We start from the raw sequence: 24,044 nt of genomic DNA, 5'->3' as shown, positions 1-24,044 counted from the left end.
GCGAGCCCTCCGGCGCCGGCGGTCGACATCGACAGGGGGACGAGGGGTGCGGCGGCGGACGTTCGGGGCGCGATCACAGAACGTATGCAACCTACTGCCGGTGCTTGCGTCAAGTGACAGTGGCGCGTGGCGGGGGGCGCGGCGGACACGCCGGCGCCCCCCGTGCGTCACACTGCCGACGGTCCGTCAGGTGGCGCGCCCGTCCTCGATCACGAGCTTCGGCGTGCCGACCGTCTCGAGGCCCTCGTCGGGCCCGCCGCCGACCGCCGCGCCGGTGCTCTTCTTCCCTCGCCGCAGCCTGCCTTCGAGCCAGCTCGCGAACGTGGTGATGGTGAAGTTGAGCGCGATGAAGATCACCGCGATGACGGTGAAGCACGCGATGGTGTTGGCGCCGTAGTTCGCGCTCATCGGGCGGACCGACGCGAGCAGCTCGGGGAAGGTGAGGACCGCGCCGCCGAGGGCGGTGTCCTTCACGATGACCACGATCTGGCTGACGATCGCGGGCAGCATGGCCGTCACCGACTGCGGCAGGAGGACGAACCGCATGGTCTGGCCCTTGCGCATGCCGATCGCCTTGGCGGCGTCGGTCTGTCCCTGCGGGAGCGACAGGATCCCGGCCCGCACGATCTCGGCGAGGACCGAGGCGTTGTACAGCACGAGGCCCGTGACGACGGCGTACAGCGGGCGCACGTCGCTGGCGATGTCGGTGAACTCCGAGTAGGCGGCGTTCGCCGTGATCATCAGGATCAGGACGGGGATGGCGCGGAAGAACTCCACGACGACGCCGGACGGCATCCGGACCCACCGGTGGTCGGAGAGCCGGCCGATACCGAAGAGCGCACCGAGCGGCAGGGCGATCAGGAGGGCGAAGAACGCGGCCTTGAGCGTGTTCTGGAGCCCCGGCCAGAGGTACGTCACCCACGGCTGGGAGCTCGTGAAGAACGGCTCCCACTTGACCCAGTCGAGCTGGTGCTTCTCGTCGAGGCTGGTGTAGACCCACCAGCCCACGGCCACGAGGACCGCGAGGAAGACGACCGTGTAGAGGATGTTGCGCCGCTTGGCGCGGGGTCCCTGAGCGTCGAAGAGGACGGAGGTCGTCATCGCTTCACCGCCACCTTCTTGCTCACCCAGCCGAGGAGGAGCCCGGTCGGAAGGGTGAGGCAGATGAATCCGAACGCGAAGGTCGCGGAGATCAGCATGAGTTGCGCCTCCGCTTCGATCATGTCCTTCATCAGGTACGCCGCTTCGACCACGCCGATCGCCGCGGCGACGGTGGTGTTCTTGGTCAGCGCGATCAGCACGTTGGCCAGGGGGTTCACGACCGAGCGGAAGGCCTGCGGGAGGATGATCAGCCGCAGCACCTGCGTGAAGCTCAGCCCGAGTGCCCGTGCCGCCTCGGCCTGGCCCGCGGGCACCGTGTTGATGCCCGAGCGCAACGCCTCGCAGACGAAGGCGGCGGTGTACAGGGACAGCGAGAGGACCGCGAGCCGGAAGTTGACGACGTCGAAGTCGTCACCGCCCGCGAGGGTGATCTGCAGGGTCTGGAAGAGGCCCAGCGAGGAGAAGACGATGATGACGGTCAGGGGGATGTTGCGGACGGTGTTGACGTAGGCGGTACCGAATCCGCGCATCAGGGGGACCGGGCCGACCCGCATACCGGCCAGCAGCGTTCCCCATATGAGGGAACCGAGGGCGGAGTAGACGGTGAGTTTCACCGTCACCCAGAAGGCCCCCAGTAGGTCGTAACCTTCAAGAAAGTCGAACACGATCTCCCGTGCTTCCAGGTGTGGGGAGGGCTCGGTGCGCCGCCCCGGCGGCGGCGCACCTCATCGCGGACCGGTTTCGGACCGCCTTGTGACAGGGCCCTACTTGACGACGTCGCCGATCTTCGGCGCCTTCTCGTTCTTGTAGTTGGCGGGACCGAAGTTGGTCTCCACCGCCTTGTCCCAGGAGCCGTCCGAGACCATCTTGGTGAGCGCGGCGTCGATCTTCTTCTTCAGGTCGGCGTCGCCCTTCTTCAGGCCGATGCCGTAGTTCTCGTTGGTCATCTTGAAGCCGGCCAGCTTGAACTTGCCCTTGTGGGCGTCCTGCGCCGCGTATCCGGCGAGGATGGAGTCGTCCGTGGTGAGGGCGTCGACGGCCTTGTTCTCCAGGCCGGTGAGGCACTCGGAGTAGCCGCCGTAGTTCTGCAGCTTGGCCTTGGGGGCCAGCTTCTCCTTGACGTTCTTCGCCGACGTCGAACCGGTGACCGAGCAGAGCTTCTTGTCGTTCAGGTCCGCGGGCGTCTTGATGGAGTCGTCGTCGGCCCGGACGAGGACGTCCTGGTGTGCGAGGAGGTACGGACCCGCGAAGTCGACCTTCTGCAGGCGCTCGTCGTTGATGGAGTACGTCGCGGCGATGAACTTGACGTCACCGCGCTCGATGGCCGTCTCGCGGTCGGCGCTCTTGGTCTCGACGAACTCGATGTTCTTGGCGTCGTAGCCGAGCTCCTTGGCCACGTACGTGGCCACGTCGACGTCGAAGCCGGCGAACTTGCCGTCCGGCGTCTTCAGGCCGAGACCGGGCTGGTCGATCTTGATGCCGATCGTGATCTTCCCGCCCGGACCCGAGGCGTCGTCCTTGTCACCGGAGCCACAGGCGGTGGCGGTGAGGGCGAGCGCGAGAACGGCGGCCGAGGCGGCGGTGACCTTGCGAAGCTGCATGGTGGAATTCCCTGGGGTTGACGCGATGTGAGTGATCAGCTGGTCCGGACGGCAGTCGTGCGGGTCAGTGGTGCAGGATCTTCGACAGGAAGTCCTTGGCCCGGTCGCTGCGCGGGTTGCTGAAGAACTGGTCGGGCACCGCCTCTTCGACGATCTTCCCGTCCGCCATGAAGACGACCCGGTTCGCCGCCGACCTGGCGAAGCCCATCTCGTGGGTGACGACGACCATGGTCATCCCGTCCCGGGCGAGCTGCTGCATGACCTCCAGCACCTCGTTGATCATTTCCGGGTCGAGCGCGGACGTCGGCTCGTCGAACAGCATGACCTTGGGGTCCATGGCCAGTGCCCGTGCGATGGCGACGCGTTGCTGCTGGCCGCCGGAGAGCTGTGCGGGGTACTTGTCGGCCTGCGTGGCCACGCCCACCCGGTCGAGCAGCGCGCGTGCCTTCTTCTCGGCGACCGCCTTGTCGGCCTTGCGGACCTTGAGCTGGCCCAGCATCACGTTCTCGAGCACCGTCTTGTGCGCGAAGAGATTGAATGACTGGAAGACCATGCCGACATCGGCACGCAGCCTGGCCAGCTCCTTGCCCTCCTGGGGCAGCGGCTTGCCGTCGATCGTGATCGCGCCCGAGTCGATCGTCTCCAAGCGGTTGATCGTGCGGCACAGCGTGGACTTCCCGGACCCGGAGGGCCCGATGACGACGACGACCTCGCCACGGGCGATGGTCAGGTCGATGTCCTGGAGCACATGCAGCGCGCCGAAGTGCTTGTTGACGTCGCTCAGTACGACAAGGTCGTCTCCCGCGGGCGCGGCATCCTCGGCGGCCTTGGTCACTGAAACTCCGCTCATCGGCTTTTTGCTCCGTCCTCCTCGGTTAGGGAAGGACCCTAGTGACGCAGTGCGATCAGCGTCATTACATCTGAGCGGAAATTGAGCATAACGATCCGGCCGCAACCGGACACTCCGTGTGAACGGGGCGCTCGGAGGCCCCCGGTGGCGTACCGGGTGCATAACGGAAACCCGCTGGTAACGGGCAGGGGCTTGACTGGCGTGCCCGTCATCGGAGTGGATGCCCTGGTACGGAACCGCGCGCCCGCCGCGATGCGCGAGAATGCGCCGGGTGGAGTGCCCGTGGGGCGTCCCGCGTAGTTTTCGACCGTGCCGGAAAAACCTGAGCGGAAAGGGGGGCCATGAGACTGCTGCTCGTCGAGGACGACGACCACGTCGCGGCGGCCCTGTCCGCCGTGCTCGCGCGTCACGGCTTCCAGGTCGTCCACGCCCGCAGTGGCGAGGAGGCCCTGCAGGCGCTGCTGCCCGCCGAGAAGGAGCCGTTCTCGGTCGTCCTCCTGGATCTCGGGCTGCCGGACCAGGACGGCTACGAGGTGTGCGGGAAGATCCGCAAGCGCTCCGCGATCCCGGTGATCATGGTGACCGCGCGCGCCGACGTGCGCTCGCGGATCCACGGGCTCAACCTCGGCGCGGACGACTACGTCGTCAAGCCGTACGACACCGGGGAGCTGCTCGCCCGCATCCACGCCGTCGCCCGGCGCGGGCAGTCCGGTGAGGACACCGGGCCTACCCCGCTCGCGGCCCTGCGGCTCGGCCCCGTCCACATCGAGCTGCCCACCCGCAGGGTCAGTGTCGACGGCCAGGAGGTCCAGCTCACCCGCAAGGAGTTCGACCTGCTCGCGCTGCTCGCCCAGCGCCCCGGCGTGGTCTTCCGCCGGGAGCAGATCATCAGCGAGGTGTGGCGTACCAGCTGGGAGGGCACGGGGCGCACGCTCGAGGTGCACGTGGCCTCGCTGCGCTCCAAGCTGCGGCTGCCCGCCCTGATCGAGACCGTGCGGGGCGTCGGCTACCGGCTCGTCCCGCCGTCGGCCTGAGGACGTACGGCCCGGTGCGCACCCGCCTGCTCCCCCTGCTCATCGTCCTGATGGCCGCCGTGCTGCTCGCCCTCGGATTCCCGCTGGCCGTACGGGTGGCCGCCGCCGAACAGCAGCGGGTCGTCATCGACCGGATCGACGACACGGCTCGCTTCGCCGCGCTGGCGCAGTTCGCCGGCGAACCGGTCGAGGGCTCCGGCGAGCGTCAGCGCATCCTGCAGACCGAACTCGAGGCCTACGACTCGGTGTACGGGATCAGGGCGGGGGTCTTCCACCGGGACGACAGGGCCATCGCCAAGGCCCCCGCCTCCTGGACCCTGCCGGCCGAGGGGGAGGGGCGCGAGGCGTTCGCGGAGGCGCTGCTCGGCCGGCGCTCGCACGACCCGCCGCAGGTCTGGCCCTGGCAGCGCGGCAGGCTGGTCGTCGCCTCCCCGGTCGTCCGGGACGGCGATGTCGTCGCCGTCGTGGTGACCGATTCGCCGACCGGTGGCATGCGGTCGCGGACGCTGCGGGGCTGGCTGCTTATCGCGCTGGGCGAGAGCGCGGCCATGCTGGTCGCCGTCGGCGCGGCGTTCCGCCTCACCGGGTGGGTCCTGCTGCCCGTGCGGACCCTGGACGCGGCCGCCCACGACATCGCCAGCGGCCGGATGAGGTCGAGGGTCGCCGCCTCCGGCGGGCCGCCCGAACTCAGGCGGCTGGCCCGCTCGTTCAACGAGATGGCGGACAACGTCGAAGACGTGCTGGAGCAGCAGCGCGCCTTCGTCGCCGACGCGTCCCACCAGTTGCGCAACCCCCTGGCGGCACTCCTCCTGCGCATCGAGCTCCTGGCCCTGGAGCTCCCGGAGGGCAACGAGGAGATCGCCTCGGTGCGCACCGAGGGCAAGCGTCTCGCGCAGGTCCTGGACGACCTGCTGGACCTGGCGCTGGCCGAGCACACCGCGGCCGACCTCCGGCTGACGGACATCGGCGCGCTCACCGGAGAACGGGTCGCCTCATGGCGTGCGGTGGCGGACGAGAAGGGGGTCCGGCTGACCCGGCACGGCGCCACGGCGGTGACCGGCTGGGCGGACCCGATCGCGCTCTCCAGCGCCCTGGACGCCGTCATCGACAACGCGCTGAAGTTCACCCCGAGGGGCGAGGAGGTCACGGTGACCGCCGGCTCCGACGGTGCCCGGACGACCATCGTCGTCGCGGACCGTGGACCCGGCCTGACCGAACAGGAGCTGGAGCGCGTCGGCGACCGCTTCTGGCGCAGCAACCGCCACCAGAACATCAAGGGCTCGGGGCTCGGGCTCTCCATCTCCCGCACGCTGCTGGCCGCCGGCGGCGGGTCCCTCGCCTACGGGAGGCACGAGCCGCACGGCCTGCGGGTGACGGTCACGGTGCCGCGCCACCCGCCGCACGGCTGAACCGCCGAACGGCGGGCTCCCACCCGGGCGGCGGGCACGTCCCGGGCGCGGTGGGCCCGCGCCCGGCCCCCTCGCTCAGGGCTTGGCCGACCGGTAGTAGCGCTTGGCCCCCTCGTGCAGCGGCAGCGGATCGGTGTAGATCGCCGTACGGAGGTCCACCAGCTGCGCGGCGTGCACCTCGCGTCCGATCCGGTCACGGCTGTCGATCACGGTGCGGGTGAAGGCCTCGGTCATCAGCGGATCCGACCGGTCCGTGGTGATCAGCAGGTTGGCGACCGCGACCGTCCGCACGGCCTCGCCCTGCTGGGCGTCGAGGTAGGCGTCGGCCGGCATCACGGCCGAACGGTAGTGGCGTGTGGACCCGCCGGCCGCCAGCAGGCGGGCGATCAGCGGGTCCTCCAGGGGCACCAGCCGGACGGTGAACTTCTCCGAGAGGTCCTGCACCGCGCCGGTCGGCAGGCCGCCGGACCAGAAGAAGGCGTCGAGCCGGCCGTCCACGAGCCGGGCCGGCATGGTGTCGATGCCGGCCCGGACGGGGGTGATGTCCTCGTCCGGATCAAGGCCGGCCGCACTCATCAGCCGGTTCGCGACCAGGAGGACCCCGGACCCCGTCTGCCCGACACCGACGCGCTTGCCCCGCAGGTCGGCGACCTTGCGGACCGGTGAGCCCCGGGGGACGACGAGCTGGACGTAGTCGTCGTACAGCCGGACGCAGCCGCGCAGCCGGTCGCCCCCGGTCCTGCCGCTGCGGAGGTAGGTGGCCACGGCGTCCGCGGTGGCGATGGTGAAGTCCGCCTTCCCCGTCGCCACCCGCTCGATGTTCTGCTGGGAGCCCTCACTGGTCCGCAGCCGTATCGACACCTCGGGCATGTCCTTGGCCAGCGCGCCCTCGAGCCGCTTCCCGTAGCGCTCGTACACGCCACTGCGTACGCCGGTGGAGAAGGTCAGCGGACCGCTCGGTTCCGGTTTCCCCAGGGGGAACACCCACCACGCCAGCAGCCCGAGCACGAGCGCGGCGGCGGCGCCCCCCTGGAGCGCGCGTCGCCGGCCGAGTCGGGACAGTGCGTGCAGCATGGCGCGATCCTGCCAGCCCACGCCCCGTCCTGGCCAGGCCGGATCCCCCGGCGGGCTCCGGCGGCCGGGGCTCGCTCCCGCACCGCCTACCCTTGTCCCATGACCAGCGGCAACCGGAGCGAAGCAGTGGACGTCCAGAAGAGCTACGAGGTACGCACCTACGGGTGCCAGATGAACGTCCACGACTCCGAACGCCTGTCGGGTCTGCTGGAGGACGCCGGATACGTACGCGCCCCGAAGGACGCGGACGGTGACGCGGACGTCGTCGTCTTCAACACCTGCGCGGTGCGGGAGAACGCCGACAACAAGCTGTACGGCAACCTCGGCCGCCTCGCCCCCATGAAGACGAAGCGCCCCGGGATGCAGATCGCCGTCGGCGGCTGCCTGGCGCAGAAGGACCGCGACACCATCGTCGCCCGCGCACCCTGGGTCGACGTCGTCTTCGGCACGCACAACATCGGCAAGCTGCCGGTGCTCCTGGAGCGCGCACGGATCCAGGAGGAGGCGCAGGTCGAGATCGCCGAGTCCCTCGAGGCATTCCCGTCCACCCTCCCGACCCGCCGCGAGTCCGCGTACGCCGCGTGGGTGTCCATCTCCGTGGGCTGCAACAACACCTGCACCTTCTGCATCGTCCCGGCCCTGCGCGGCAAGGAGAAGGACCGCCGGACCGGCGACATCCTGGCCGAGATCGAGGCGCTGGTCGCCGAGGGCGTCAGCGAGATCACCCTCCTCGGCCAGAACGTGAACGCCTACGGCTCCGACATCGGTGACCGCGAGGCCTTCTCCAAGCTGCTGCGGGCCTGCGGCACCATCGACGGCCTGGAGCGGGTCCGCTTCACCTCGCCCCACCCGCGCGACTTCACGGACGACGTGATCGCCGCGATGGCCGAGACGCCGAACGTGATGCCGCAGCTCCACATGCCGATGCAGTCCGGCTCGGACCGCGTCCTGAAGGCCATGCGCCGCTCGTACCGTCAGGAGCGCTTCCTCGGCATCATCGAGAAGGTGCGCGCCGCCATGCCGGACGCGGCCATCTCCACGGACATCATCGTGGGCTTCCCCGGCGAGACGGAGGAGGACTTCGAGCAGACGATGCACGCGGTGCGCGAGGCCCGTTTCGCGAACGCGTTCACCTTCCAGTACTCCAAGCGTCCCGGTACACCCGCCGCGGACATGGAGGGGCAGGTCCCCAAGGAGGTCGTCCAGGAGCGGTACATGCGCCTGTCCGCCCTCCAGGAGGAGATCTCCTGGGAGGAGAACAAGAAGCAGGTCGGACGCACCCTGGACGTCATGGTCGCCGAGGGCGAGGGCCGTAAGGACGGCGCGACGCACCGCCTCTCCGGCCGCGCGCCCGACAACCGCCTCGTCCACTTCACCAAGCCGGCCCAGGACGTGCGTCCCGGGGACGTCGTGACCGTCCGGATCACCTACGCCGCACCGCACCACCTGCTCGCCGAGGGGGTGCCCCTGGGAGTCAGGCACACGCGTTCGGGCGATGCCTGGCAGAAGCGCACGGAAGCGGCCGCGCCGAAGCCGGCGGGAGTCATGCTGGGCCTGCCGGGCATCGGGGCGCCCGCTCCGCTGCCCGCCGCGGCGGCGCCCGGATGCGGCTGCGACTGACCCCTGACCTGCTGGGCGGCGGGCCACGCGGGCTGCCCGGACGGGGCCGTGAGGGCCGGCCCGGCCCGGGCGGCGCAGTACGCTGACCGGCATGCTTGTCGCCGCCGCCGTGTGCCCCTGCCCGCCTCTCCTGGTGCCCGAGGTCGCCGCGGGTGCCGCGCCCGAGCTCGACTCCGCGCGGACCGCGTGCGCCGACGCCCTGGGAGTGATCGCCGCGGCGCGGCCCGATCTGCTGATCGTGACCGGGCCCGCCGGGCAGGCCGGGCACGGCCCCTACCCCGCGGGCTCACCCGGCACCTTCGCCGGGTTCGGCGTCGACCTCGCCGTGCGGCTCGGGGAGACGCCCGCGGGCGTGCCCGCTCAGGAGCGGACGCTCCCGCCCTCACTCGCGGTCGGCGCCTGGCTGCTCAGCCGCGTCCGGTGGTCGGCGGCCCCGGTCGAGGGGCTCGGGGTGGGTGAGCCGCTCACGGCCGCCCGCTGCCTGGAGGCCGGACGCGAGCTGGCCGGCCGGGCCGGCCGGGTGGCCATGCTGGTCATGGGCGACGGCAGCGCCTGCCGCACGGTCAAGGCGCCCGGCTACCTGGACGAGCGGGCGGTGGACTTCGACACCGTCGCGACCCGCGCCCTCGCCTCGGCCGACCTCGCCGCCCTGGCGGCTCTGGACGAGTCCCTCGCCCGCGAACTGAAGGCGGCCGGCCGGGCGCCCTGGCAGGTCCTCGCCGGGGCGGCCGAGGGCGCCGGGCTCGCGGGGCGGCTGCTGTACGACGACGCACCCTACGGCGTGGGCTACACGGTCGCCGCCTGGTCCTGACCCGTCGCCGACAGGGCTGAGGGCCGCGGCGCACGCGCCACGGCCCTCACGACTCCCCGCCGGCCGCCCCCGGTCAGGTCGTGGGCGGCGTCGGCGGAGTGGTGCCGCCCTCCGGCGTCGGCGGAGTGCTGCCGCCCGCGTTCTTCTGCCCGAGCCGGTCGACCGCTTCCTTGGCCTTCTGCGTGCCGGACGTGATCTTGTCGCTGTACTTGCCCTTGGTCCTTTGGTCGACCGTCCGGGCGGCCTTGTCGAGGCCCTGGTCGATCTTGTCCCCGTGCTGCTGCGCGAGGTCGCCCACCTTGTCCTTGGCCGGGGCCAGCTTGGCCTTCAGGTTGTCCAGGAAACCCATGGGTCACCATCCGTGCTCGGGGACTGTCCTGACATTTTACCCGCGGGGAGCACACACGCGTGGCACCGCGCCCGGCGCCGGGGAGGGCTCCGGCGGCCCGAGGGGGCCGGAGGACCCCGGAGTGCGGGACACTGTCCCGGTGAGAAGACCAGCTCCCACCCCCCGCGTCATCGCCGTAGTCGGTCCCACCGCCGCAGGCAAGTCCGATCTGGGAGTCTTCCTCGCCCAGCGGCTCGGCGGCGAGGTCGTCAACGCCGACTCCATGCAGCTCTACCGGGGCATGGACATCGGAACGGCGAAGCTGACCCCCGCCGAGCGCGCTGACGTTCCGCACCGGCTGCTGGACATCTGGGACGTCACCGAGGCCGCCAGCGTGGCCGAGTACCAGCGCCTCGCACGTGCGGAGATCGACGGGCTCCTGGCCGAGGGGCGGACCCCGGTCCTGGTGGGCGGCTCCGGCCTCTACGTGAAGGCCGTGATCGACGCCCTGGAGTTCCCCGGGACGGACCCCGCGGTGCGCGCCCACCTCGAGGAGGAGCTGGCACGACACGGTTCCGGCGTCCTGCACGCCCGGCTCGCGGCGGCGGACCCGGAGGCGGCGCGCGCCATCCTGCCCGGCAACGGACGCCGTATCGTCCGCGCCCTGGAGGTCATCGAGATCACGGGCAAGCCCTTCACCGCCAACCTTCCGGGCGACGAGGCGGTCTACGACGCGGTGCAGATCGGGGTGGACGTCGAGCGTCCGGAACTCGACGAACGGATCAGCACCCGGGTCGACCGGATGTGGGACGCGGGGCTCGTGGAGGAAGTACGCGGACTCGAAGCACGCGGACTGCGCGAGGGGCGCACGGCCTCCCGCGCGCTCGGCTACCAGCAGGTGCTGTCGGCGCTCGCGGGGGAGTGCACGCACGACGAGGCGCGCGCCGAGACCGTACGCGCCACCAAACGCTTCGCGCGCCGTCAGGACTCCTGGTTCCGGCGCGACCCGCGCGTCCGGTGGCTCAGCGGCGCGGAGGAACACCGCGGGGAACTCCCGCACCGGGCGCTCACGTTGGTCGAACGGGCGGTCACAGCCTGAGGACGTGCCGGGCGGCCGACGGCCTGGCACGGAGACGGCCTGGCGGGGGCCTTCAGCGCCGCGTCGAGACCGGCCGGAGCGAGCCCGGGGTTGCGGGGCTTCACCGGATTCGGCAGTCAGGGACGCCCGCCGGGTACGGATGCCGGCCCGTCGCCGACGTCGCTGACGGCCGGCCGGGTTCTCGTGTCGGCGGGCAGCGGACGGACGAGGCACCGGTGGGGTGCGGCCTTCGCAGCCCCACCGGTGCCCGGTTCCCGCTTCTGGTCCCTCAGCCCAGGGTGAGGTCCCGGAGCGCGGTGTTCAGTGCGAGGACGTTCACCCGGGGCTCGCCGACGAAGCCCAGGAGCCGGTCCGTCGTGTGGTCGGCCACGAGGCCCTCGACCTCCTTGACGGGCAGGTCGTTCCGCTCCGCGACCCGGTGCACCTGGAGCCTGGCGTACGCGGGGGAGATGTGGGGGTCGAGCCCGGAGCCGGATGAGGTGACCGCGTCCGCCGGCACGTCGGCGGGCTTCACCCGGTAGGAGGCTGTGGAGTTGTCCCCGACCACGGCGGCCTTGGCCTTCGTCACCCACCGGATCAGGTCTCGGTTGTCACCGGAGCGGTTCGTGGCGCCGGAGAGGATCAGGGAGTACCGCGTGTTGACGCTGTTGGTGCCCAGGCCGTTGGAGGGGCGCGGCTGGAACCACCTGAGGTCCGGTCGTGCCGTCTCCCCGGCGTCGTCGGGGTCCCGCTTCGGCAGGTCGTACGTCTGGCCGATGAGGGAGGAGCCGACCACGTCGCCGCCGCCGTCCCCGAGTTCGGATCCGTTCGCCCGGTGGCTGAACAGGGTCTGGGCGATGCCGGTGACGGCGAGGGGGTACAGCACCCCGCACACCAGGGTGAGGACGAGCAGAGCCCTCAGACCGGCTCCGAACAGGCGCACGGTGTTGTCGACGGAGGTGTTGGTCATGGCGGATCAGCCGATTCCGGGGATGAGGGAGATGAGCAGGTCGATGAGCTTGATGCCGGCGAACGGGGCGACCAGGCCGCCGAGGCCGTAGACGCCGAGGTTGCGGCGCAGCATCCGGCCGGCACCGGCGGGCCGGTAGCGCACGCCCTTGAGGGCCAGCGGTACGAGGGCGACGATGATCAGCGCGTTGAAGACCACGGCGGACAGGATCGCGGACTCGGGGGAGGCGAGCCCCATGACGTTCAGCCTGTCCAGCGACGGGTACGCCACGGTGAACATGGCGGGGATGATCGCGAAGTACTTGGCGACGTCGTTGGCGACGGAGAAGGTGGTCAGGGCTCCCCGGGTGATGAGGAGCTGCTTGCCGATCTCGACGATCTCGATGAGCTTGGTGGGGTCGGAGTCCAGATCCACCATGTTCCCGGCCTCCTTGGCGGCGGAGGTGCCGGTGTTCATCGCGACACCTACGTCGGCCTGCGCGAGCGCGGGGGCGTCGTTGGTGCCGTCGCCCGTCATGGCGACGAGTTTGCCGCCGGCCTGCTCCCGCCCGATGAGGGCCAACTTGTCCTCGGGGGTGGCCTCGGCCAGGAAGTCGTCGACCCCCGCCTCCTCGGCGATCGCCCTGGCGGTCAGCGGGTTGTCGCCGGTGATCATGACCGTACGGATACCCATGCGGCGCAGCTCGTCGAACCGCTCCCGCATGCCCTCCTTCACCACGTCCTTGAGGTGGACGACGCCTAGGACCCGCCGGCCCTCGGCGTCTTCCACGGCCACCAGCAGCGGTGTGCCACCGGCCTGGGAGATCCGGTCCGTGAGGGCTCGCGCGTCCTCGGGGACGACCCCGTGCCGCTCCCGCACCCACGCGACGACGGAACCGGTCGCACCCTTGCGGACCCTGCGCCCGTCCACGTCCACGCCCGACATGCGGGTCTGCGCCGTGAACGCGACCCACTCGGCGCCGGTCAGCTCGTCCCGGTCCGGTTCCCGCAGCCCGTACTCCTCCCTGGCCAGGGCGACGATGGACCGGCCCTCGGGGGTCCCGTCGGTGAGTGAGGACAGTTGGGCGGCCTCCGCGAGTTCGCCCTCCGTCACGCCGTCGACGGCCAGAAACTCGGCCGCCTGCCGGCTGCCCAGCGTGATGGTCCCCGTCTTGTCGAGCAGCAGGGTCGAGACGTCGCCCGCCGCTTCCACCGCCCGCCCCGACACGGCCAGGACGTTGCGCTGGACGAGGCGGTCCATGCCGGCGATGCCGATCGCGGAGAGCAGCGCACCGATGGTGGTCGGGATCAGGCAGACCAGGAGTGCGACGAGCACGATCATCGACGTCTGGGCGTCGGCGCCCGCGTGGACGGCGAACGGCTTCAGGGTGACCACGGCCAGCAGGAAGACGATGGTGAGGGATGACAGGAGGATGCCGAGGGCGATCTCGTTGGGGGTCTTCTGCCGGGCCGCGCCTTCCACCAGGCTGATCATCCGGTCGATGAACGTCTCGCCCGGCCTCGTCGTGATCCTGATGACGATGCGGTCGGACAGCACCGTCGTACCCCCGGTCACCGCGCTGCGGTCGCCACCGGACTCCCTGATGACCGGTGCCGACTCCCCGGTGATCGCGGATTCGTCGACGGACGCGACGCCTTCCACGACATCGCCGTCGCCGGGGACGGTGTCGCCGGCCTCGCACACCACCAGGTCACCGATGCGCAGCTCCGTCCCGGCGACCCGTTCCTCGTTCGGGCCGATGACGCGGCGGGCGACGGTCCCGGTCCTGGCCTTGCGCAAGGTGTCGGCCTGGGCCTTGCCCCGGCCCTCGGCCACGGCCTCGGCGAGGTTCGCGAAGACGGTGGTCAGCCAGAGCCAGCCGGTGACGGCCCAGCCGAACCAGTCGCCCGGGTCCATTGCCGCGAGCACGGTGGTGACCACCGAGCCGACCAGGACGACGAACATGACGGGCGACTTGACCATCACGCGCGGGTGCAGCTTGCGCACCGCGTCCGGGAAGGACTTCAGCAGTTGCCTCGGGTCGAACAGGCCGCTGCCGACGCGGTCGGTGGCCGCGTGGTTGCCGGAGGGCGGCAGTTCCGCGTGCGGAGCGTGGGTGGGGGTGACGGTGCTCATGAGGCGAGCCCTTCGGCGAGCGGACCCAGCGCGAGGGCGGGGAAGTAGGTCAGACCGGTGATGATGAGGATGGTCCCGAGGAGCAGACCCGTGTAGAGGGGCTTGTCCGTGCGCAGCGTGCCCGCGGTCTCGGGCACCGGCTTCTGCTCGGCCAGCGACCCGGCGAGGGCCAGGACGAAGACGATCGGGAGGAACCGGCCGAGCAGCATCGCGATGCCGATCGTGGTGTTGAACCACAGGGTGTCCGCGTTGAGCCCGGCGAAGGCGGAGCCGTTGTTGTTCGCCCCGGACGTGTAGGCGTAGAGGATCTCGGAGAAGCCGTGCGCGCCGGAGTTGGTCATCGAGTCGCCCGGTGTGGGCAGCGCCGTCGCCACGGCGGTGAAGCCGAGCACGAGGGCCGGGGTGACGAGGATGTAGCAGGCCGCCAGCTGGATCTGGCGGGTGCCGATCTTCTTGCCCAGGTACTCCGGGGTCCGCCCGACCATCAGACCGGCGATGAACACCGCGACGACGGCCATGACCAGCATGCCGTACAGACCGGACCCGACACCGCCGGGCGCGATCTCGCCCAGCTGCATGCCGAGCATCGTGATGCCGCCGCCGAAGCCGGTGTAGGAGGAGTGGAAGGAGTTCACCGCACCGGTCGAGGTCAGGGTGGTGGCCACCGCGAAGATCGACGATCCGGCTATGCCGAAGCGGGTCTCCTTGCCCTCCATCGCCCCGCCCGCGATCTCGAACGCAGGACCGTGGTGGGCGAATTCGGTCCACATCATGAGCGCGGTGAAGCCGAGCCAGATCGCCGCCATCGTCCCGAGGATCGCGTACCCCTGCCGGAGCGAACCGACCATGCGGCCGAAGGTGCGGGTGAGCGCGAACGGGATCAGAAGGATGAGGAAGATCTCGAAAAGGTTGGAGAGCGGATCGGGGTTCTCGAAGGGGTGGGCGGAGTTGGCGTTGAAATAGCCGCCACCGTTGGTGCCCAGCTCCTTGATCACCTCCTGCGAGGCGACCGCGCCACCGTTCCACTCCTGCGTCCCGCCCGTGAACCGGCCGACCTCGTGGATGCCGGAGAAGTTCTGGATCACTCCGCAGGCGACCAGGACGATCGCGCCGAGTACGGAGAGGGGGAGCAGGATGCGGACGGTGCCGCGCACCAGATCGACCCAGAAGTTGCCGAGTTCCCCGGTACGTGCGCGGGCGAAGCCCCGTACGAGCGCCACCGCGACGGCCATGCCGACCGCGGCGGAGAGGAAGTTCTGCACCGCGAGGCCGCCGGTCTGCACGACGTGGCCCATGGCCTGTTCGCCGTAGTACGACTGCCAGTTGGTGTTGGCGACGAAGGACGCGGCCGTGTTGAACGCCTGGTCCGGGTCGATGGAGGAGAAGTCGAGGGAGCCGGGCAGTGAGCCCTGCACTCGTTGCATGAGGTACAAGAAGGAAACGCACACCGCCGAGAAGGCGAGTACGCCCCTCAGGTAGGCGGGCCACCCCATCTCGGCGGCCGGGTCGGCGCCGATGGCCTTGTACATCCACTTCTCCGGTCCGTAGTGCTTCCCGGAGGAGTAGACGCGTGCCATGTGGTCGCCCAGCGGGCGGTAAGCCAGTGCGAGGGCGGCGACGAGGGCGAGCAGCTGGAGGACACCAGCGGTCTGGGGACTCATGCCGGTGCTCAGAACCTCTCCGGGTACAGCAGGGCGAGCACGAGGTAGCCCAGCAGAGCAGCGGCGACGACGAGGCCGACCACGTTTTCGACGCTCACAGCGTGGTCACCCCCCGGGCGATGAGAGCCACCAGCGCGAACACCGCGACCGTGATGACGACGAAGGCCAAGTCGGCCATCGTGAGCTCCTGATTGGCGTGAGGATCGGAATCGGCCGAGCGGCCGGAATGAGCAAACCTCCGGTTCGGGCCGGTGTTCAGCCGCCTTGACGGGGTCCATACGAGGACTGGGGCTCCTTTGACGCCGTCCTGATGCTTCGCACCGCACCCGCTACGGAGCGTCGTCCTCGAGCGCACGGTGCGGAACCGGCCCGTGCTCCGGGCCGTACCGGAGGGCGAACCGCGGAATGCGGCCACGTGAGGTGGTCGGCCTCGCTCCCGGACCGTCCGGGGGCCGACGGCGCCGGCCCGCACCGTCCGGTTCGCCCACGACCGCACTCCCACCCGCTCGCGCTCCGAGATGCCCGGTGGGCCTACGCCTCAGCCCCGAGACGACCGATGGGCCTACGGCGATCTGCGGCAGGCCCTCTCTCGGCTCCGCACCCGGCGCCGGTGGCCCGGCCCGGCACGGGTGCTGAGGGCGCGTCAGAGTACGGCGGCGCTTCCGCACCGTCCTCGGGCCGGCCCTCGACCGCGCCCGGGTTCGCCCGTGACGGGCCCTCGCCCCCCGCCGAGACCCTCGGTGCTCCGGCACGTCCACACTTCGGTGCGTCGTCGGGGGAGCGGCACGGTGATCGTCCTTCCTCCTGGCGACCGCGGTATGAGGCGGCCCCTCCACGCCCTCCGCTCGGCCGCGACGGAGCCGGTCGCCGTCGGGCTGCTCAACGCGTCGCCGGGGCCCGCGGGACCGATCGTGAACGCCGATCGGCGCGCTGCCCACCGGCCTGCTCGCCCCGGGTGTCGCGGAAGCGGATCGTGCGGAGGCGCGGGCAGCCCGAGGGCCGGGCGGTACGCGCGGGGTGCGGAGCAACCGCCCACCCCGCGCAAGCACGTTCGACGTGATGCCGGCGGTTCCCCTTCTCCGGGCCGGCCGCGACCGGTCAACCCGGCGCTGACCTGGGGCGATCGCTGACCTCCTGCTGACTGCCCGACCAGCAGCAGGCGCCTGACCTGCGCAAACCCTGAAGCGGGGCTATAACAGCCTGATCACGTGATGGCATCGGGACGCTCCGCCCGTCATTTCGGTGCCCGGCGCCGTGCCATCATCGAGCATCGACCAGTGGAGTCCGAGTTGGGAGGGCGCGTGGCGATGGAGGCCGGCCCTCGCGACACAGACCGAGACGTACCTGACGCGCGGCACGAGCCAGGGCGCCTCAACCCTGACGGCCCCGACGAGCACGAAGTGGCCCCCGAGGTCGAGGTCGAGCTCCGACCGGTGCGGCGCATGCGGATCTGGCAGCTCGCGCCCATCATCGTGCTGGCCGCGCTCGGCTCCCTGATGTTCGCCTTCCCGCTCGCCTTCGAGTTCGGCGGCGGCGGAGCCGTCGTGGCGATGCTGGGACTGCTGATCAGCGGGTGCGCCGCGGGCTGGGCCATGATGGCCGCCCGCCGGGTCGGCCACACCTGGCCCGGCCTGCCGTCCCGGGCCGCGGAGGAGCGTCCCGACTGGCGTGTGGTCGGACTCTACGTCGTGGTGGGCGCGGGCCTCGTCGCCCTCGCCGTCTGGCGTGTGGCCCGGCTGCGCTGAGACCGCGCTCCTACGACGCGCCACGCCCCCTGCGCCGTGACGCGCCCGTACGACGTGCCGCGCCCCGGGGCCCCGGCCCCGCGCGGCGCCGGGGCCGACTCGTACAGTGGAACCGTGAGCACTGCGCAGATCAGCTATCTCAAGGGCCACGGCACCGAGAACGACTTCGTGATCGTTCCGGACCCGGACAACGCCGTCGACCTGCCCGGTCCCGTCGTCGCCCTCCTCTGCGACCGCCGCGCGGGTATCGGTGGTGACGGCCTCCTGCACGTCGTACGGTCCGCCGCGCACCCCGAGGCGCGCGCCGTGGCGGAGCAGGCCGAGTGGTTCATGGACTACCGCAACGCGGACGGCTCCGTCGCCGAGATGTGCGGCAACGGCGTGCGGGTCTTCGCGCGCTACCTGCAGCGCGCCGGGCTGGCCGGCGAAGGCGACCTGGCCGTCGTGACCCGGGGCGGGGTCAAGCGGGTGCACATCGCCAAGGAGGGCGATATCACGGTCTCCATGGGCCGTGCGCTGCTCCCGGCCGAGGGGGTCACCGTCACGGTGGACGGCCGCAGCTGGGAAGCGCGCAACGTGAACATGGGCAACCCGCACGCCGTCGCGTTCGTCCACGACCTGGACCACGCCGGTGACCTGCACTCGGTACCGCCGTTCGCCCCGGCTTCCGTCTACCCCGACGGGGTCAACATCGAGTTCGTCGCGGACCGGGGGCCCGGCCACGTCGCCATGCGCGTGCACGAGCGGGGCTCCGGGGAGACCCGGTCCTGCGGCACGGGCGCCTGCGCGGTGGCCGTCGCCGCCGCCCGCAGGGACGGGGCGGACCCGGCGGTGACCGGTGCCCCGGCCACGTACAGGGTGGACCTGCCCGGGGGCACGCTGGTGATCACCGAGTACCCGGACGGCGGGATCGACATGACGGGGCCCGCCGTGATCGTCGCCGAAGGTGTGATCGACGCCGCCTGGCTCGAAACGGTGACCGGTTAGAGCTTCGCTCGAATGGGTGATCCGTTTCACGCTCGGCGAGAGCGGGACTGCGCCACGTGGTGGGGTCGGTAGCATCAAGCACCGGCCCCGAAGGCGCGTCCGTGCCTTCGCGCCGCCGGTCGACCTTGCCGGAGGTGCCCCATGAGCGCAGAGGCCACCGATCCAGGTGCTCCCAGCCGCAAACGCAGTCGCCCACGGATCGACCTGCGCCGGCTGGGGCGTGTGGCGCTGCTCGGCCCGGTCCCGCGCGACCGTCTGCCCGCGGCCATCGGGCATGTCGCGGAGGCCCACCGGGCGCACCATCCGGACGCCGACCTGACGATCCTTCACCGGGCGTACCTCCTCGCCGAGTCCTCGCACCGCGGCCAGATGCGCAAGAGCGGTGAGCCGTACATCACGCACCCCCTGGCCGTGACCCTGATCCTGGCCGAACTCGGCGCCGAGACGACGACGCTGACGGCCTCACTGCTGCACGACACGGTCGAGGACACCGAGGTGACGCTCGATCAGGTCAAGGCAGAGTTCGGTGACGAGGTCTGTTATCTGGTCGACGGCGTCACCAAGCTGGAGAAGGTCGACTACGGCGCGGCCGCCGAGCCCGAGACCTTCCGCAAGATGCTCGTCGCCACGGGCAACGACGTCCGGGTCATGTCGATCAAGCTGGCCGACCGGCTGCACAACATGCGGACCCTCGGTGTCATGCGCCCCGAGAAGCAGGCGAGGATCGCCAAGGTCACCCGCGACGTCCTGATCCCCCTCGCCGAACGCCTCGGCGTGCAGGCGCTCAAGACGGAGCTGGAGGACCTGGTCTTCGCCATCCTCCACCCCGTGGAGTACGAACGGACCCGGACCCTGATCGCCGCGTCGGCCCGCTCGCGTGACCCGCTCGCGGAGATCGCCGACAGCGTCGGAGCGACGCTGCGCGACGCCGGGATCAGCGCCGAGGTGCTCATCAGGCCCCGCCACTTCGTGTCGGTCCACCGCGTGCGGGCCAAACGCGGGGAACTGCGTGGCACCGACTTCGGGCGGCTGCTGGTCCTGGTCGGCGAGGACGCCGACTGCTACGCGGTCCTGGGCGAGCTGCACACGTGCTTCACGCCGGTCATCTCGGAGTTCAAGGACTTCGTGGCGGCACCGAAGTTCAACCTCTACCAGTCGCTGCACACGGCCGTCGTCGGCCCGGAGGGCACGGTCGCCGAGGTCCTCATCCGTACGCACAGGATGCACAAGGTGGCGGAGGCGGGCGTCGTCGCCCTCGGCAACCCCTACGCGCAGGACGGTGCCACCGCCGGGCAGCGGACCGAGCCCGCCGACGGCGAGCGCGCCGACCCGACCAGGCCCGGCTGGCTCTCGCGCCTGCTGGAGTGGCAGGAGTCCGCCACCGACCCCGACACCTTCTGGACCACGCTGCGCGCCGATCTGGCCCAGGACCGTGAGATCACGGTCTTCCGGACCGACGGCGGCACGCTCGGGCTGCCGGCGGGCGCGAGCTGCGTCGACGCCGCGTACGCGCAGTACGGCGACGAGGCGCACGCCTGTATCGGAGCCCGCGTCAACGGCCGCCTCGCCACGCTCAGCACCGCTCTGCAGGACGGCGACACCGTCCAGCTGCTGCTCGCACAGGACGCCACCTCCGGCCCCTCCCCGGAGTGGCTGGACCACGCCCGCACGCCCGCCGCGCGCATCGCGATCGCGGGATGGCTGGAAGCCCATCCCGAGGACGCCCCGGACCCGCACGGCAGGACCGGGGAGCACCGGGCGGGCGGCACCGGGGACCCGGAGGGCCGGCGCGCGGAGCACCCCGGCGACCGAGAAGTAGACGGCCCCGGTGGTACCGCGGCCGACGAGGCCGGCGGCGACACTCCGCACGGCCGGGACAGGACGGCCGGCGGGACGGCGACCGTGTCCGTCGACACGCCCGGCTCGCCGGTCCGGCTCGCCGGCTGCTGCACCCCCGTACCCCCCGACGACATCGTCGGGTGCACGGTGCGCGGCGGCGCCGTCACCGTGCACCGCCGGGAATGCGCGGCGGTCGCCCGCATGAGGGCGATCGGCCGGACGGTCGTGGGGGCGCGCTGGAACGACACCGGAGGCTGGAGCGACACGGCCGACTACCGGGTCACCCTCGTCGCGGAGTCGTTCGGACGCCCCCGGCTGCTGGCCGACCTCACCGAGGCCATCGCCGCGGCGGACGCGGCGGTCGTCTCCGCGACGGTCGAGCCGCCGAGCGAACAGCGCGTCCGGCACACCTACACGCTGCAGCTGCCGGACGCGGCGGGGCTGCCGGGACTCATGCGGGCGATGCGCGACGTGCCGGGGGTCTACGACGTGAGCCGGGCCCAGCAGCCGGCCGCCGCGGGCTGACCCACGTCCGGCGGGTCCTCCTGCCGGTCCACGCGCCCCCGTTCGGGTGGTGCGGCGCGCGCCACCCCCGCGTGGGGGGTCCCCGCTGATAGCCGTAGTCCATGCCGCTCACCTCCCGGCGCCTGCGCGCCGCCCTGCTGGCCACCGCGTCGGCCACCCTCGTCGCCGCCACCCTGCCCGCACCCGGACCGCTCGGCATCGGCGACCGCCTCTTCCCCCACCTCGGCAACCCCGGGTACGACGTCCTGTCCTACGACATCGCGCTCACGTACCACGGCGGCAACACCGAACCGCTCGACGCCGTGACCACCATCGACGCACGGACCACCGCACCCCTGGAGCACCTGAACCTCGACTTCGCCCGGGGGACCGTCAGCTCCGTGGAGGTCGACGGATCGAGCGCCGGCTTCGCCACCGAGGGTGAGGACCTGATCATCCGGCCCCCCGCCCGGCTCCCCGCGCACGTGCCCGTGCGGATCACCGTCCGGCACACCAGCGACCCCACCGGGGACACCGGGAGCGGCGGCTGGGTGCCGACCGCGGACGGGCTGGCCATGGCCAATCAGACCGACGCCGCGCACCGGGTCTTCCCGGCCAACGACCATCCGTCCGACAAGGCCTACTTCACCTTCCACGTCACCGCGCCCGAGAAGTTCACCGTCGTGGCGGGCGGGCTGCCCGCCGGGAAGCGCCGCCACGCGGGCGCCACCACCTGGACGTACCGCACCGCGCACCCGATGGCCACCGAGCTGGCCCAGGTGTCGATCGGCCGCTCCGCTGTCCTGCGGCGGACCGGGCCGCACGGACTGCCGGTGCGCGACGTGGTGCCCGTGGCGGACCGGGACGAGCTGGAGCCGTGGCTGCGCCGGACCCCGGATCAGCTGGCCTGGATGGAGCGGCAGGTCGGCCCGTACCCGTTCGAGACGTACGGACTGCTGGTCGCCGACACGGAGACGGGCTTCGAGCTGGAGACCCAGACCCTGTCCCTGTTCGAGCGGTCCTTGTTCACCGAGGCCGGCTACCCGGCCTGGTACGTCGAATCGATCATGGTGCACGAGCTCGCCCACCAGTGGTTCGGCAACAGCGTCTCGCCCCGCACCTGGTCCGACCTCTGGCTCAACGAGGGGCACGCCACCTGGTACGAGGCCCGCTACGCGGAGGAGCACGCGCGGAAACCGCTGGAGCGGCGCATGCGCGAGGCGTACGCCCGCTCGGACGCCTGGCGGGCGGCGGGCGGCCCACCCGCCAGGCCCGACGTGCCCTCGCCCGATCACAAGATCAGCCTCTTCAGGCCCGTGGTGTACGACGGCAGCGCCCTCGTGCTGTACGCCCTGCGCCAGGAGATCGGCGCGGAGGCGTTCGACCGCCTGGAGCGCACCTGGGTACGCGCCCACCGGGACGGCTCGGCCACCACCGACCGGTTCACCGCGCTGGCCTCCCGCGTCGCGGGGCGGGACCTGACCGCCTTCCTCGACGGCTGGCTGTACGGGCGGACGACGCCGCCCATGCCCGGACACCCGGAGTGGCGCAGCGCCGCACCGCGGAGCGCCGAACCGGAGCCGCGGGGGCCCGTGCGCGCACCGAAACCCGCGTGACGGGCCCAACGGGGGCATGCCACTATCGTCGCGTCGGCACGGCGGCCGGCCGGTGGGCCCCGCAGGGGAATCTTCCGGCGGCGGGGCGCGTTGTGTCAGGCGTACAGGACTTCTACCTACGTAAGGATCCAATGACCTCCTCTTCATCCCTTCCCCAGGACGCGCGCAACGCGCGGAGCGCCACGGAAACCGCATCCGAGAGCCTCAACGAGGGCCTTCGGGCCGACGCCCTGATGGAAGAGGACGTCGCCTGGAGCCACGAGATCGACGGAGAGCGTGACGGCGACCAGCTGGACCGCTCCGACCGCGCGGCCCTGCGCCGTGTGGTGGGCCTCTCCACCGAGCTCGAGGACGTCACCGAGGTCGAGTACCGCCAGCTGCGCCTGGAGCGCGTGGTGCTGGTGGGCGTCTGGACGTCGGGGACGGTGCACGACGCGGAGATCTCGCTCGCGGAGCTGGCGGCGCTGGCCGAGACGGCCGGTGCGCAGGTGCTGGACGCGGTGTTCCAGCGCCGGGACAAGCCGGACCCCGCCACGTACATCGGATCGGGCAAGGCGCTGGAGCTGCGGGACATCGTCCTGGAGACCGGCGCGGACACGGTCGTGTGCGACGGTGAGCTCAGCCCCGGACAGCTGATCCACCTCGAGGACGTCGTCAAGGTCAAGGTGGTCGACAGAACCGCCCTGATCCTCGACATCTTCGCCCAGCACGCCAAGTCCCGTGAGGGCAAGGCCCAGGTGTCGCTGGCCCAGATGCAGTACATGCTGCCGCGGCTGCGCGGCTGGGGTCAGTCGCTCTCCCGGCAGATGGGCGGCGGCGGGTCCAGCGGCGGTGGCGGCATGGCCACCCGCGGGCCCGGTGAGACCAAGATCGAGACGGACCGGCGCCGGATCCGCGAGAAGATGGCGAAGATGCGCCGGGAGATCGCGGAGATGAAGACGGGCCGCGAGATCAAGCGCCAGGAGCGCAGGCGCAACCAGGTGCCCTCGGTGGCCATCGCCGGATACACCAACGCCGGCAAGTCCTCACTCCTGAACCGGCTCACCGGTGCGGGTGTCCTCGTGGAGAACGCGCTGTTCGCCACGCTGGATCCGACCGTGCGCCGGGCGGAGACGCCCAGCGGCCGCCTGTACACCCTGGCGGACACCGTCGGGTTCGTCCGGCACCTTCCGCACCACCTGGTCGAGGCGTTCCGGTCCACCATGGAGGAGGTCGGCGAGTCCGACCTGATCCTCCACGTGGTGGACGGATCGCACCCGGCCCCCGAGGAGCAGCTCGCCGCCGTGCGAGAGGTGATCCGGGAGGTCGGTGCCGTGGACGTGCGCGAGATCGTCGTCGTCAACAAGGCGGACGCGGCGGACCCCCTCGTGCTGCAGCGCCTGCTGCGTGCCGAGAGGTACGCGATCGCGGTGTCGGCGCGAACCGGCGCGGGCATCGACGAACTGCTCGCGCTCATCGACGCCGAGCTGCCGAGGCCCTCCGTCGAGATCGAGGCACTCGTGCCCTACATCCAGGGCGGACTCGTCTCCCGGGTGCACGCCGAGGGCGAGGTGATCTCCGAGGAGCACCTGGCCGAGGGCACCCTGCTCAAGGCCCGGGTGCACGAGGAGCTCGCCGCCGAGCTCGCGACGTTCGTCCCCGCGGCCCACTGACGCACGGCCGCCCGCTCCCCGGAGCGGACGGCGGCGCGCACGGACCGAT

The 24,044-nt window shown here is 71.5% G+C and carries 20 protein-coding genes; 10 read left to right on the top strand and 10 right to left on the bottom strand.

Annotation, left to right across the window (positions count from 1 at the left end):
- Positions 1-186: 186 nt before the first annotated feature.
- The 4 genes from ABZ371_RS08310 to ABZ371_RS08295 form a co-directional block, all read right to left on the bottom strand.
- Positions 187-1,101, bottom strand: a complete 915-nt coding sequence (locus ABZ371_RS08310; RefSeq protein WP_358675254.1) for an amino acid ABC transporter permease — start codon at positions 1,099-1,101, stop codon at positions 187-189.
- Positions 1,098-1,766: an amino acid ABC transporter permease gene (locus ABZ371_RS08305; RefSeq protein WP_358675251.1), complete on the bottom strand. Its 669-nt coding sequence runs from the start codon at positions 1,764-1,766 to the stop codon at positions 1,098-1,100. The genes ABZ371_RS08310 and ABZ371_RS08305 overlap by 4 nt, the downstream gene beginning before the upstream one ends.
- A 99-nt stretch (positions 1,767-1,865) precedes the next feature.
- Positions 1,866-2,702 carry a glutamate ABC transporter substrate-binding protein gene (locus tag ABZ371_RS08300; RefSeq protein ID WP_358675248.1) on the bottom strand — a complete coding sequence of 279 codons (837 nt, stop codon included), beginning with the start codon at positions 2,700-2,702 and terminating at the stop codon, positions 1,866-1,868.
- A gap of 64 nt (positions 2,703-2,766) precedes the next feature.
- Entirely contained in the window at positions 2,767-3,552 is a 786-nt protein-coding gene (locus ABZ371_RS08295; RefSeq protein ID WP_358675246.1) for an amino acid ABC transporter ATP-binding protein, read from the bottom strand.
- A gap of 341 nt (positions 3,553-3,893) precedes the next feature.
- Here ABZ371_RS08295 and ABZ371_RS08290 point away from each other — a divergent pair, with 341 nt between their 5' ends.
- Both ABZ371_RS08290 and ABZ371_RS08285 read left to right on the top strand, forming a co-directional pair.
- Positions 3,894-4,586 carry a response regulator transcription factor gene (locus ABZ371_RS08290; protein WP_358675243.1) on the top strand — a complete coding sequence of 231 codons (693 nt, stop codon included), beginning with the start codon at positions 3,894-3,896 and terminating at the stop codon, positions 4,584-4,586.
- Positions 4,587-4,600: 14 nt separating this feature from the next.
- Positions 4,601-5,995: a HAMP domain-containing sensor histidine kinase gene (locus ABZ371_RS08285; protein WP_358675240.1), complete on the top strand. Its 1,395-nt coding sequence runs from the start codon at positions 4,601-4,603 to the stop codon at positions 5,993-5,995.
- 75 nt (positions 5,996-6,070) lie between these two features.
- Here the strand turns inward: ABZ371_RS08285 and ABZ371_RS08280 are convergent, their stop codons facing one another.
- Positions 6,071-7,069 carry a TAXI family TRAP transporter solute-binding subunit gene (locus ABZ371_RS08280; RefSeq protein WP_358675237.1) on the bottom strand — a complete coding sequence of 333 codons (999 nt, stop codon included), beginning with the start codon at positions 7,067-7,069 and terminating at the stop codon, positions 6,071-6,073.
- A gap of 99 nt (positions 7,070-7,168) precedes the next feature.
- On the opposite strand from ABZ371_RS08280, the gene miaB reads away from it, so the two are divergent.
- Positions 7,169-8,689, top strand: coding sequence for a tRNA (N6-isopentenyl adenosine(37)-C2)-methylthiotransferase MiaB (miaB, locus tag ABZ371_RS08275; RefSeq protein WP_358675234.1), 1,521 nt, complete (start codon positions 7,169-7,171; stop codon positions 8,687-8,689).
- Positions 8,690-8,780: 91 nt separating this feature from the next.
- Positions 8,781-9,500: a class III extradiol dioxygenase subunit B-like domain-containing protein gene (locus ABZ371_RS08270; protein WP_358675232.1), complete on the top strand. Its 720-nt coding sequence runs from the start codon at positions 8,781-8,783 to the stop codon at positions 9,498-9,500.
- A gap of 73 nt (positions 9,501-9,573) precedes the next feature.
- Here ABZ371_RS08270 and ABZ371_RS08265 read toward each other — a convergent pair whose 3' ends face one another.
- Positions 9,574-9,849 carry an antitoxin gene (locus ABZ371_RS08265; protein WP_358675229.1) on the bottom strand — a complete coding sequence of 92 codons (276 nt, stop codon included), beginning with the start codon at positions 9,847-9,849 and terminating at the stop codon, positions 9,574-9,576.
- 139 nt (positions 9,850-9,988) lie between these two features.
- On the opposite strand from ABZ371_RS08265, the gene miaA reads away from it, so the two are divergent.
- Complete coding sequence (miaA, locus tag ABZ371_RS08260; RefSeq protein WP_358675227.1) at positions 9,989-10,927, top strand: tRNA (adenosine(37)-N6)-dimethylallyltransferase MiaA; 939 nt, start codon at positions 9,989-9,991, stop codon at positions 10,925-10,927.
- A gap of 268 nt (positions 10,928-11,195) precedes the next feature.
- Here the strand turns inward: miaA and ABZ371_RS08255 are convergent, their stop codons facing one another.
- From ABZ371_RS08255 to kdpF, 4 genes are read right to left on the bottom strand one after another with little or no spacing between them, the layout of a single operon-like run.
- Positions 11,196-11,876, bottom strand: a complete 681-nt coding sequence (locus ABZ371_RS08255) for a potassium-transporting ATPase subunit C (RefSeq protein ID WP_358675224.1) — start codon at positions 11,874-11,876, stop codon at positions 11,196-11,198.
- Positions 11,877-11,882: 6 nt separating this feature from the next.
- Positions 11,883-13,991 carry a potassium-transporting ATPase subunit KdpB gene (kdpB, locus tag ABZ371_RS08250; RefSeq protein ID WP_358675221.1) on the bottom strand — a complete coding sequence of 703 codons (2,109 nt, stop codon included), beginning with the start codon at positions 13,989-13,991 and terminating at the stop codon, positions 11,883-11,885.
- The gene (kdpA, locus tag ABZ371_RS08245) at positions 13,988-15,652 is read right to left on the bottom strand and encodes a potassium-transporting ATPase subunit KdpA (protein WP_358675218.1); all 1,665 of its coding nucleotides are present in this window, start codon (positions 15,650-15,652) and stop codon (positions 13,988-13,990) included. The genes kdpB and kdpA overlap by 4 nt, the downstream gene beginning before the upstream one ends.
- A gap of 8 nt (positions 15,653-15,660) precedes the next feature.
- Positions 15,661-15,750: a K(+)-transporting ATPase subunit F gene (kdpF, locus tag ABZ371_RS08240; protein WP_358675215.1), complete on the bottom strand. Its 90-nt coding sequence runs from the start codon at positions 15,748-15,750 to the stop codon at positions 15,661-15,663.
- 1,209 nt (positions 15,751-16,959) lie between these two features.
- Here kdpF and ABZ371_RS08235 point away from each other — a divergent pair.
- The 5 genes from ABZ371_RS08235 to hflX all read left to right on the top strand — a co-directional run bounded on the left by ABZ371_RS08235 (position 16,960) and on the right by hflX (position 23,995).
- The gene (locus ABZ371_RS08235) at positions 16,960-17,397 is read left to right on the top strand and encodes a hypothetical protein (protein WP_358675275.1); all 438 of its coding nucleotides are present in this window, start codon (positions 16,960-16,962) and stop codon (positions 17,395-17,397) included.
- 114 nt (positions 17,398-17,511) lie between these two features.
- Positions 17,512-18,384: a diaminopimelate epimerase gene (dapF, locus tag ABZ371_RS08230; protein ID WP_358675213.1), complete on the top strand. Its 873-nt coding sequence runs from the start codon at positions 17,512-17,514 to the stop codon at positions 18,382-18,384.
- Positions 18,385-18,525: 141 nt separating this feature from the next.
- Entirely contained in the window at positions 18,526-20,748 is a 2,223-nt protein-coding gene (locus ABZ371_RS08225) for an HD domain-containing protein (protein ID WP_358675211.1), read from the top strand.
- Between the two features lie 101 nt (positions 20,749-20,849).
- Positions 20,850-22,343 (top strand): M1 family metallopeptidase, encoded by a 1,494-nt coding sequence (locus ABZ371_RS08220; protein WP_358675208.1) that lies wholly within the window; start codon positions 20,850-20,852, stop codon positions 22,341-22,343.
- A 131-nt stretch (positions 22,344-22,474) separates the two neighbouring features.
- Positions 22,475-23,995, top strand: coding sequence for a GTPase HflX (gene hflX / locus ABZ371_RS08215; RefSeq protein ID WP_358675205.1), 1,521 nt, complete (start codon positions 22,475-22,477; stop codon positions 23,993-23,995).
- Positions 23,996-24,044: the final 49 nt, after the last annotated feature.

The sequence above is a fragment of the Streptomyces sp. NPDC005899 genome, from assembly GCF_040629645.1.
GTDB lineage: Bacteria > Actinomycetota > Actinomycetes > Streptomycetales > Streptomycetaceae > Streptomyces.
This window is presented reverse-complemented; position numbering and strand designations above follow the sequence as displayed.